Source organism: Nocardiopsis sp. NPDC006198 (genome assembly GCF_040613895.1).
Lineage (GTDB): Bacteria > Actinomycetota > Actinomycetes > Streptosporangiales > Streptosporangiaceae > Nocardiopsis > Nocardiopsis tropica.
In genome coordinates, this window is record NZ_JBEXSY010000009.1 from 155,130 (window position 1) to 166,241 (window position 11,112).

The window sequence follows — 11,112 nt, forward strand, 5'->3', positions numbered from 1 at the left end:
TCGGGTCGCCGCGTACGCACGAGTGTGGCCCACCCGCGTTGACCGTCGCCGACCTTCCGGTGACGGAGGGGCGACCGCTCAGGTAGCACACGGCGCAGAGAAGGATACTCTGCGTGTTCACCCGTGTGCGCAAGCGCACCGTGATGTGGCCGATCGGTGATCTCCGCCGGACCCGGCCCCGGGAGGCGGGACTCGCGGGTCCCGGGGACCCCGGGGGCCGGGGCGGGGGCCGCCCGCGGACGGCGCGGCGCGGCAGAGCGGGAACGGCGACGGGGCGGCCCCGGGCCGAGAGCCCGGGACCGCCCCGTGGAGAGGGACCGCGACCGCGTCCGGTCAGTTGCCCCCGCCCTGCTCCGCCTCGTTCTCGACGGACTCCGAGCTCTGCTCGCCGAGTGTGACGGCCACGTCCTGGGGGGAGCCGCTGCCGCCGGACACCACCCCGAAGGTGACCTCCTCGCCCGGCTGCCGGGAGCGGATCTCGGCGATCAGCTGGTCCGGCGTCGTGACGGCCCGGCCGTCCACGGACACCACCACGTCGCCCGCCGACAGGCCGGCCTCGTCCGCGGCGCCGCCCTCGACCACCTCGACGACCTCGGCCCCGCCGCCGCGGCTGTTGGTGATGGTGGCCTCGATGGCCGGGTAGCTCGCGCTGCCGTCCTCGATCAGCTGCTCGGCGATGGGACGGGCCTGGTTGACCGGGATGGCGAAGCCCAGGCCCACGGAACCGCTGTCCTGGGAGATCCCCGCGATCGCGGTGTTGATGCCGATCACCTCGCCGGCCATGTTCACCAGCGGGCCGCCCGAGTTGCCGGGGTTGATCGCCGCGTCCGTCTGGATCGCGTTGATCACCGTCGAGGTCTGGCCGTTGCCGTTCTCGGTGGCGCCCGTGTTCACCGGCCGGTTCAGGGCGCTGACCACGCCCGTGGTGACCGTGCCGGACAGGCCCAGCGGGGAGCCGATCGCGACCACGTCCGCGCCCACGCCGACCTGCTCGGAGTCGCCGAGGGTGGCCGGTTCGAGGTCGTTGCGCCCCTCGGCCTGGATGACCGCGATGTCGGAGACCGTGTCGGCGCCCAGCACCTCGGCGGGGGCGGAGGTCCCGTCGTTGAACAGCACCTCCAGCGGGCCGCCCCCGGACGCCTCCACCACGTGCGCGTTCGTGAGGATCTGGCCGTCGGAGGAGATGACCACGCCGCTGCCGCCGCCGTTGGCGGTCTGGATCGACACCACGCTCGGCAGGACGCTCTCGGCGACCTCGCCGACCGCCCCCTCCGTGGGCGTGCTGCCCTGCTCGCCCGTCAGGGAGCTCACCGGGGAGCCCAGGCCGTTCGGGAAGAGGTAGGCGGTGCCCAGGGCCGCGGCCGGACCGACGATCAGGCTCGTGACCAGCGCGGTCACGGCGGCGATCGTCACGACCCGCCCGCCCCGCTTCTTGCCGCCGTCGGCCGCGGGGCCGGGCGCGGCAGCGCCGTACGGGGGGTGTCCGTGGCCGCCCGGACCGAAGCCCGAGCCGTCGCCGAACGGGGGCGGGCCGCCCGGAGCGCCCGGACCGCCGGGCGCCCCCGGGCCGTTCGGGCCGCCGGGTCCCTGCGGACCGCCGTACGGACGGCCGGGGCCGGCCTGGTGCGCGGCGAACTGGTCGGGCGGGCCGCCCGCCGGACCGCCGGGGCCGCCGACGTGCGGCGGGAACGTGTACGAGGCGCGGTCCGCCTCGTTGGGACCCGTGGCCCACCGCGGGGCGTGCTCCGGCGGGGAGAAGCGCGGACCGGTTCCGGTCACGTGCGCCCCCGCGTGCTGCACGGGGTGTCCGGGGTGGGCCGTGCCCGGGTGCTCCCCGTACCCCCCGTGCGGCAGGGGCCGCTGCTCCGCCGCGAACGGCGGGCCCGCGTGACCCTCCGCCTGCGCGGGCCGCCCCTCGGCGTCCTCCGGGCCGGCGGTCCCCGTTCCGGCGTCCTCCGGCCCGGGGGCCCCGGACCCGCTGCCCTCGGCCGCCTGCGGCGCGGACGACCGGTCCTCGTGCCCGGCGGGAACGCCCCCGCGCTCCCCGCCGGGCACGGGCTCGTGCGCCCCGCCGTCGGCGGAGGAGTGTCCCTGACCGGACGGCACCTGCTGGTCGGTCGGCTCGGCGGGGAGGCGGGCGTTCCCGGCCGCCGCACCGGGCTCGGTACCTGTACTCGGTTCGTTGGGGTTCAACTCATCCTCCGACTGGCGGGACGATGTCTAGTGGACGGGATCCATCATGCGCCGCATGGGTTAGAACAGGGTGAGAGCCCGATATACCAGGGTTTCGAGTCCGTGCCGGGGGCGGCGGACCGGAGGCCGGCGGGGGCGCGCGCTCCCCGGGCCGCCTCCGCGGGGGCCGGACCCCGCGGCCCTCGGAGCTCCCGTGCCTGCAAGAACCTTATGCACCACAATGTCCGGAACAATACCGCGCCGGGGCTCCGGCTACACGTGAGAAGGGCCGACCTTGATCAAGATCGTGCTGGCCGATGACGAACACCTCGTCCGAGGGGCCATCGCGGCCCTCCTCGGCCTGGAGGAGGACCTGGAGGTCGTCGCGCAGGTGGGCCGCGGCGACCAGGTGGTCGACGCGGTCCTCGGACACGGCGCCTCCATCGCCGTCCTGGACATCGAGATGCCCGGCGGCACCGGCCTCGAGGTCGCCGCACAGCTCAAGCAGAGCGCGCCCGGCTGCGGCGTCGTCATCCTCACCAGTTTCGGCCGCCCCGGCTACCTGCGCCGGGCCCTCGCCTCGGGGGCGCGCGGGTTCCTCGCCAAGGACGCCCCGGTCGACCAGCTCGCGGGCGCCATCCGGCGGGTGCACGGGGGAGGGCGCTACATCGACACCGACCTCGCGGCCGCCGCGATGGTCGGAGGGGAGAGCCCCCTGACCGACCGCGAGGCCGAGGTGCTCCGCGCCGCGTCCGACGGGGCCACCGTCGCCAGGATCGCCGCCGCCCTGCACCTGACCGAGGGGACGGTCCGCAACTACCTCTCCAACGCCATCGGCAAGACCGGTGCGGACAACCGCATGTCGGCCATCCGCACGGCGCAGGACATGGGCTGGCTGTGACGGGGAGCCCGGACCCCGGCCCCCGTCACAGGAAGCGCAGCACCAGCATGGCCGTGTCGTCCGTGTGGCCGCCCGGCGCGTACTCCTCCAGCTCGCGGTCGATCCGGCTGATGACCGCCTGCGCGGTCAGGCCGGAGCACCCGGAGAAGATCTCCAGCAGACCCTCGTCGCCGAGCATGTCCGTGTTGCTGCGCCGCTCGGTGACGCCGTCGGTCACCGCGAGGACCACCTCGCCGGGACGGATGTCGACGCTCTCCGTGGTGAAGCCCACGTCCTCGAACGCCCCCAGGAGGGGCTGCGACATCCCGAAGTTCTCGACCTCGCCCTTCTGGTTGAGCCGCATCGGGAGGGGATGGCCCGCGGACACCATCCGTACGCGCATCCCTCCGCCCTCGTCGGTGGCCGGGGTCATCTCCCCGTAGAGCATGGTGAGGAAGCGGGTGGAGGTGTTCTCGTCCAGGATCGCCATGTTCAGCCGCTGCATGATGTGCGACGGGGTGAACCCCTCCTTGGCCAGGGCGCGCAGGGTGTGCCGGGCCAGGCCGGTCACCGCCGCGGCCTCCGGTCCGGTCCCGCACACGTCGCCGATGGCGAAGCACCAGCGGCCGCTCGCGGCGAACACGTCGTAGAAGTCGCCGCCGACCTGGTTCTTCTCGTCCGCGGGGCGGTAGAACACCGCGTGGTCCACGCTCGGGATCACCGGCTCCTTCTCCTTCGCGGGAAGGAGGCTGCGCTGGAGGGCGCTGCTCATCGCCGCCTGCTTCTCGTGCAGGCGGGCGTTCTCCATGGCGGAGGCCACGCGGCGGCTGAGGTCGTCCGCGACGTCGACCTCCTCGCGGGTGAAGTCGTCCGCCTCGTTCTTGCCGATCGTCATCCGGCCGAGCGCGCGGCCGTGCGCCACCAGCGGGATGCTGATCGCGGGACCGCTGGCCAGCTCGCGGACCAGCTGCTCGTCGAGCCCCTCCTCGGCGAGCTCGGCGGGCGACCACAGGGGCTGCGGCTCGCGCTGCTCCCGCGGCGGCAGCCCGGTCAGCAGGGCGCGCAGGACGTCGTTGTAGTTCTCGTCCCCGTGCACCACGTGGGTGAGCTGGGAGCTGCCCAGCTCGTTGATGGTGTGGATGGAGCACCACCGGCCCAGCCGGGAGGTGATCAGCTGGGCGGCGAGCGCGCCCGTCATCCGCTCGTCCAGCGTGCCCGCGAGCAGGTCGCTGGCCTCGGCCAGGAAGCTCAGCGACGCGCGCCGGTTGAGCTCGACCTCGGCCAGGCGCGAGCGCTCCACCGGAAGCGCGATGAGGTCCGCGCCCTCCTGGAGCTTCCTGGCGGCCGAGGGGCCGAAGTGCCTGGCCCGCCTGGAGGCGACCCCGAGCAGGCCGGCCACCCGGCCGTCCACGATCAGCGGCGCCGTCACCAGCGAGCGCATCCCCGCCCGCGACAGGCGACCGCGCCCGGTGCGGGCGATCATCAGGTCGTCGTTGATCACCGCGCCGGGCTCGGGCGCGGCGGACGGGAAGGTCTCCTCGGTGCGCACGCGCAGCGGCCGCCACGGCGCCCCGCCCGGGGTCAGCCCGACGGCGGCGCGCACCTCCCACATGGTCTCGTCGGAGGTCGCCAGCGTGATGTAGGCGGCATCGCCGCCCAGGGCGGTCGCCGCGTACTCCACGGTGCGCTCCAGCAGCTGCGGCAGGGTCAGCCGCGAGCCGAGGGCGGCGTCCAGCGCCGACCACGGCGCGGGGCGCACCTGACGAGCCGGACCGCGCCGCACCTGGGGCGACTCCAGCGAGGGGTGCTCGCCGGGCGCGTCCTCGATCCGGAACCACACCGCCTTGTCGTTGCGCCCGTAGCTCACGCCCCAGCTGGACGCGATCGCGGACGCCAGGGCCAGCCCCAGCCCGCCGCTGCGCTCGTCGTCCCTGGACGGCGAGGTGTCCACGGCCAGCGGACCGGCCTGGGGCACGGCGCGCTCGGGCGCGGAGTCGGTGACCATCACCTCGGTCGCGCCCTCGGCCCGGCGCACGGTCACGTCCAGGCTCGACCTCGCGTGGATGACGGCATTGGTCACCAGCTCGCTGACCAGCAGGATCACGTCGTCGAACGGATCGGGGACGCCCCAGGAGAGGAGGGTGTCGTGAACGAACTCACGGGCAGCGGCCGCGGTCTCCGGGGCAGGAGGGAACTCTCGTCGAGCGACCTTCAACGCGTCGTGTGCTGGCAAGCCGTCGGTGTCCTTCGTCGCTGGATACGGGCGAGGGGGTGGTGGTCACTGACACGATACGCGTGCGCCCGCCCTCGGATCCCGGGGTATCGCCCGGAAACCTCCGGACCGGGGGTCGCGCGGTACCGCTCCCCGTGATACCACCACGTCCCCCGGGGCACGGGGGGACGGCGCGCTGACCGGCTCGGGGAGGCGGGCGCAGGAACCCAACATGGAGAACCCGCCCGTGCCGCCCACCCCGGCCGGTTAGTGTAAGTCGACACATCCGCTTCTTTCGGGTGGTACTTCGCGCGGGTAGCGTGACGGGGTGTCACCAAGGGTACGCGGGCCACACCGCGGACCCCCCGGACACAGCGGTGACGAGGCAGGTTGAGGAGGGGGTTCGATGCCCGAGGCGGTCAAGGAACTGGTGGCCGACGACCAGCTCGACGAGATTCTGCGTGCCCTGTACCGCATGCGCGACGGCGACTTCAGTGTCCGCCTCCGGAAGCGCGGCAGCGGCACGGTCCGGGAGATCGCCTCCGTCTTCAACGAGGTGGTCGACCACAGCGAGCAGCTGAGCAAGGAGCTCCAGCGGGTCGGCGACGTCGTCCGCGACGAGGGGCGCCTCAACGAGCGCGTCAACGTCAACCCCTCCCGAGGGGCGTGGGGCGAGAGCGCCCAGGCCCTGAACGAGCTCCTGGACGAGGTCGCCGAACCCCTGTCCGAGGTCGCCCAGGTCCTGGACTCGGTCGCGGAGGGCCAGCTGAGCCGCCGCGCCTCCACCGACGGCCGCCGCGGCGAGCTCCGGGGCGACCTGCTCCGCCTGGCCACCACCGTCAACCGCATGGCCGACCAGATGAGCGGGTTCACCGAGGAGGTCACGCGCGTGGCCCGCGAGGTGGGCACCGAGGGCAAGCTCGGCGGCACCGCGCGGGTCGAGGGCGTCTCCGGCGCCTGGCGCGAGGTCACCGAGTCCGTCAACCAGATGGCGTCCCGCCTCACCGTGCAGGTCCGCGACATCTCCGAGGTGACGACGGCCGTGGCCCGGGGTGATCTGAGCAAGAAGATCACCATCGACGTCCAGGGCGAGATGCTCGACCTCAAGGACACCGTCAACACGATGGTGGACCAGCTGTCCACGTTCGCGGACGAGGTCACGCGCGTGGCCCGCGAGGTGGGCACCGAGGGCAAGCTCGGCGGCCGGGCCAACGTGCGCGGCGTGCAGGGCATCTGGAAGGACCTCACCGAGAACGTCAACTCGATGGCGGACAACCTGACCAACCAGGTGCGTGACATCTCACAGGTCACGACGGCGGTGGCCAGGGGCGACCTGACCCAGAAGGTCCAGGTCGACGTGCAGGGCGAGATGCTGGCCCTGAAGAACACCGTGAACACCATGGTCGACCAGCTCGACTCCTTCGCCGACGAGGTCACGCGCGTGGCGCGCGAGGTCGGCACCGAGGGCAAGCTGGGCGGTCGCGCCAACGTCAAGGGCGTGTCGGGCATCTGGAAGGACCTGACCGACAACGTCAACTCCATGGCGAACAGCCTCACCTACCAGGTCCGCAACATCTCCCAGGTGACGACCGCCGTCGCCGCCGGCGACCTCACCAAGAAGATCACCGTGGACGCCCAGGGCGAGATGATGGAGCTGAAGGACACCATCAACAAGATGGTGGACCAGCTCGACTCCTTCGCCAGCGAGGTCACCCGGGTGGCGCGCGAGGTGGGCACGGAGGGCAAGCTCGCCGGGCAGGCCCACGTCCGCGACGTCTCCGGGGTCTGGAAGGACCTGACGGACAACGTCAACTCCATGGCCAACAACCTGACCTACCAGGTGCGGCAGATCTCCATGGTCACGCGCGCGGTCGCGGCGGGCGACCTGACCAAGAAGGTCACGGTCAACGCCAAGGGGGAGATCCTCGAGCTCAAGGACACCATCAACGTGATGGTCGACCAGCTGTCCGCGTTCGCCGACGAGGTCACGCGGGTCGCCCGCGAGGTGGGCACCGAGGGCAAGCTGGGCGGTCGCGCCAACGTCAAGGGCGTGTCCGGCATCTGGAACGACCTCACCGAGAACGTCAACTCGATGTCGCACAACCTCACCACGCAGGTGCGCAACATCTCCGAGGTGACGACGGCGGTCGCGGCCGGAGACCTCACGAAGAAGATCGACGTCAACGCCCAGGGCGAGATCCTGGAGGTCAAGACGACGGTCAACACCATGGTGGACCAGCTGTCGGCCTTCGCCACGGAGGTCACCCGCGTCGCCCACGAGGTGGGCAGCCAGGGGCAGCTGGGCGGCCAGGCCAAGGTCGAGGGCGTCTCGGGCACCTGGAAGCAGCTCACCGACAGCGTCAACGGGCTGGCGGGCAACCTCACCACGCAGGTGCGCGCGATCGCCGAGGTGGCCAGCGCCGTCGCCGAGGGCGACCTGACCCGCAACATCCAGGTCGACGCCCGCGGCGAGATGGAGCAGCTCAAGGACAACATCAACCTGATGGTGTCCAACCTGCGCGAGACCACCGCCACCCAGCGGGACGCCGACTGGCTCAAGTCCAACGTGGCCCGCATCTCCGGCCACATCCAGGGCCACCGCGACCTCAAGGAGCTGGCCCGCCTCATCATGACCGAGGTGACGCCGCTCATCGGCGCGCAGCACGGCGCCTGCTACCTGCCCGAGGCCCAGGACGACGAGGAGAACTTCCTCTTCTACGCGGGGTTCGGCTTCGAGCCGGGCGAGAGCCGCCGCCGCGTCCGCAAGGGCGTCGGACTCATCGGCGAGGCCCTCTCGCAGCAGGTCGAACAGCAGGTGGGCAACATCCCGCCGGGGTACGTCAAGGTCGAGTCCGGCCTGGGCGAGGCCTCGCCCCGCAACCTGTACATCCTCCCGATCGTCTCGGAGGAGCGCGCCCTCGGCGTCGTGGAGTTCGCCTCCTACGGCGAGTTCCGCGAGATCCACAAGAACTTCCTGCGCCAGCTGGTCGCCCTGCTCGGCACGACGATCAACACCATCCTCGCCAACAACCGCACCGAGCACCTGCTGGAGCAGTCCCAGCAGCTCACCAGCCAGCTGCGGGAGCGCTCGAACGAGCTCCAGCGCCAGCAGGAGGAGCTGCGCGGCAAGAACGCCGAACTCCGGCAGAAGGCCACCCAGCTCGCCAACCAGAACAGGGCCATCGAGCTCCAGAACCAGCAGATCCAGCGGTCCAGGAACGCCCTGGAGGAGCGGGCGCACCAGCTCCAGGTCTCCTCCAAGTACAAGTCCGAGTTCCTGGCGAACATGTCGCACGAGCTGCGCACACCGCTCAACAGCCTGCTCATCCTGGCGCGGCTGCTCGCCGACAACGGGGAGCAGAACCTCTCGCCCAAGCAGGTCGAGTTCGCCCAGACCATCCACAAGGCGGGCAGCGACCTGCTGCTGCTCATCGACGAGATCCTCGACCTGTCCAAGGTGGAGGCCGGCCGCGCGGAGGTCCAGCCGAGCGAGGTGTCCATCGGACAGCTGGTGGACTACGTCGAGGCGACCTTCCGCCCGGTCACGGGCGAGCAGGGGCTCGCGTTCGCGGTGGACGTGTCGCCGGACATCCCGGGGACGCTGTGGACCGACGAGCAGAGGCTCCAGCAGATACTGCGCAACCTGCTGTCCAACGCCGTCAAGTTCACGCCGCAGGGCGAGGTGCGCCTCCTCATCGAGCCCGCGTGGGCGCTGGAGGACGCCGACCTGGAGATGTTCGAGGAGAACGAGGAGGTCATCGCCTTCACGGTCGCGGACACCGGGATCGGCATCGCCGAGGACAAGCTCCAGGTCATCTTCGAGGCCTTCCACCAGGGCGACGGCGGCACGTCGCGGAGGTTCGGCGGCACGGGCCTCGGCCTGTCGATCAGCCGGAACTTCGCCCGCCTGCTCGGCGGGGAGATCCGGGTGCAGAGCGTCGCGAACCAGGGCTCGACCTTCACGCTGCTGCTGCCGGTCCGCCTTCCCGAGGACGCCGGGGACCGGGACGACCAGGCGGTCGGCGTGTCCTCGGTGCCCATGCTGGAGACCGGCCGCGGCGACACCGACCCCGCCCAGGACGCCTTCGGGACCGGGTTCGGGACGGGCGTCCCGATCAACGACGACTTCGCCATGCCGGACGAGGACTTCGACGCGGCGGTGGCCGCCCTCACAGACATCGGCCACGAGCCGCTGCCCACCGTCCCGGTGCTCAAGGCGCCCGAGTCGGCCGCACCGGCCGGGGGAGAGGCCGCGGAGGAGCCGAAGGAGGCCGAGGCGCGCACCGACCCCGAGCGGCGCGCCGTCCTGGCCGGCCAGCGGGTCCTCATCGTCGACGACGACGTGCGCAACGTCTTCGCCCTGACGAGCGCACTGGAGGCGCAGGGGCTGGAGGTGCTCTACGCCGACAACGGCCACGCGGGCATCGCCAGGCTGGAGGCCAACGAGGACATCTCCCTGGTCCTCATGGACGTGATGATGCCGGAGCTGGACGGCAACCAGACGACCCAGCGCATCCGGGAGATGCCGCAGTTCGCCGACCTGCCGATCATCTCGCTCACCGCCAAGGCCATGCAGGGCGACCGCGAGCGCAGCCTCGCGGCGGGCGCCACGGACTACGTGACCAAGCCCGTCGACCTGGACCACCTGCTCGACGTCATGCGGCGCTGGCTCACCGCGGGCCGGGAGGAGACCATCGCCGGAGCGGCGGCCGAGGACGCCGCCGCCGCGGCGGCCTCCGCCGGAACCGGGGCCGACGGCGCGGACGACACACGGACCGGGCAGAATGGCGCGACGGCCGACGACGGCGACAACACCCGCGCCGGTACCAGGGATAACAACGACCCGAACGGGGACACTGGCACCAGCACCCCGACCGAAGACCTGGAGTAACCCGAAGTGACCCAGAAGGCCAACATCCTTCTCGTCGACGACCGCGACGAGAACCTGATCGCGCTGGAGGCCGCCCTCACGTCCCTCGACCAGAACCTGGTCCGTGCGAACTCCGGGGAGGAGGCGCTCAAGCACCTCCTGGGCACCGACTTCGCGGTCATCCTGCTCGACGTGGTCATGCCGGGGATGGACGGGTTCGAGACCGCCGCCCACATCAAGCAGCGCGAGAAGACCAAGGACGTGCCGATCATCTTCCTGACGGCACAGGAGATCGACCGGCACCAGGTCTTCCGCGGCTACGCGTCGCGCGCGGTCGACTTCCTGCTCAAGCCCTTCGACCCGTGGGTGCTGCGCTCCAAGGTCGAGGTGTTCGTGGAGCTGCACCAGCTCAAGGCGCAGATGCGCGAGCAGGCCCGCGCCCTCCAGCGCGACCTCGGCCAGGAGACCGGGGAGCCGGGCAAGATCCTGGCCGAGCAGCTGGCGCTGCGCTCACGGCAGGTGCAGTCCGACCTCGCCGAACTGCGCGAGCACATCGTCACCAACTACCAGGACGTGGACCAGCCCCTCGTCAACGGCGTGCGCCGGATGGACCGGTCGGTGTCGCAGCTGTCCACACTGGTGGACACCCTGCACGGCCCCGAGTAGCTGTGTTTGCCCTGGGGCTCCGCTTCGCTTCGCCCCGGGGTTCGGGGGCCCGGAAGCCGGTGTGCTTCCTGTGCTTGCTTGGGGGCTCCGCTTCGCTTTGCCCCGTGTTCGGGCGCCCGGAAGCCGGTGTGCTTCGTCCTCGTCTGCGCCTGTCGCTCGTTCCTCGCTCGCGGCTTGCCCCCTGTTGTTTTTGGGGCTCCGCTTCGCTTTGCCCCGTGTTCGGGCGCCTTGAGGCCGGTGTGCTTCGTCCTCGTCTGCGCCTGTCGCTCGTTCCTCGCTCGCGGCTTGACTCGTCCTGCAGCACCCCGGCGG

The 11,112-nt window shown here is 71.8% G+C and carries 5 protein-coding genes; 3 read left to right on the plus strand and 2 right to left on the minus strand.

All coding sequences use genetic code 11. The features are described 5' to 3' along the window. Nucleotides 1–333: 333 nt before the first annotated feature. Nucleotides 334–2,193 carry a trypsin-like peptidase domain-containing protein gene (locus ABZ234_RS09435; protein WP_355011677.1) on the minus strand — a complete coding sequence of 620 codons (1,860 nt, stop codon included), beginning with the start codon at nucleotides 2,191–2,193 and terminating at the stop codon, nucleotides 334–336. 274 nt (nucleotides 2,194–2,467) lie between these two features. Here ABZ234_RS09435 and ABZ234_RS09440 point away from each other — a divergent pair, with 274 nt between their 5' ends. Next, on the plus strand, nucleotides 2,468–3,073 hold the full coding sequence (locus tag ABZ234_RS09440) for a response regulator transcription factor (protein ID WP_267946625.1): 606 nt from the start codon (nucleotides 2,468–2,470) through the stop codon (nucleotides 3,071–3,073). Between the two features lie 25 nt (nucleotides 3,074–3,098). Here the strand turns inward: ABZ234_RS09440 and ABZ234_RS09445 are convergent, their stop codons facing one another. Beyond that, nucleotides 3,099–5,267 carry a SpoIIE family protein phosphatase gene (locus ABZ234_RS09445; protein ID WP_267950524.1) on the minus strand — a complete coding sequence of 723 codons (2,169 nt, stop codon included), beginning with the start codon at nucleotides 5,265–5,267 and terminating at the stop codon, nucleotides 3,099–3,101. Between the two features lie 403 nt (nucleotides 5,268–5,670). On the opposite strand from ABZ234_RS09445, the gene ABZ234_RS09450 reads away from it, so the two are divergent. Together ABZ234_RS09450 and ABZ234_RS09455 are read left to right on the plus strand one after the other, a co-directional pair. Then, complete coding sequence (locus tag ABZ234_RS09450) at nucleotides 5,671–10,155, plus strand: HAMP domain-containing protein (protein ID WP_355011678.1); 4,485 nt, start codon at nucleotides 5,671–5,673, stop codon at nucleotides 10,153–10,155. Nucleotides 10,156–10,161: 6 nt separating this feature from the next. Then, nucleotides 10,162–10,800, plus strand: coding sequence for a response regulator (locus tag ABZ234_RS09455; protein ID WP_267946623.1), 639 nt, complete (start codon nucleotides 10,162–10,164; stop codon nucleotides 10,798–10,800). Nucleotides 10,801–11,112 lie beyond the last annotated feature (312 nt).

Coding starts and splice junctions, on each gene's coding strand:
- ABZ234_RS09450 (WP_355011678.1), top strand. CDS start 5,671: ATGCCCGAGGCGGTCAAGGAACTGGTGGCCGACGACCAGCTCGACGAG.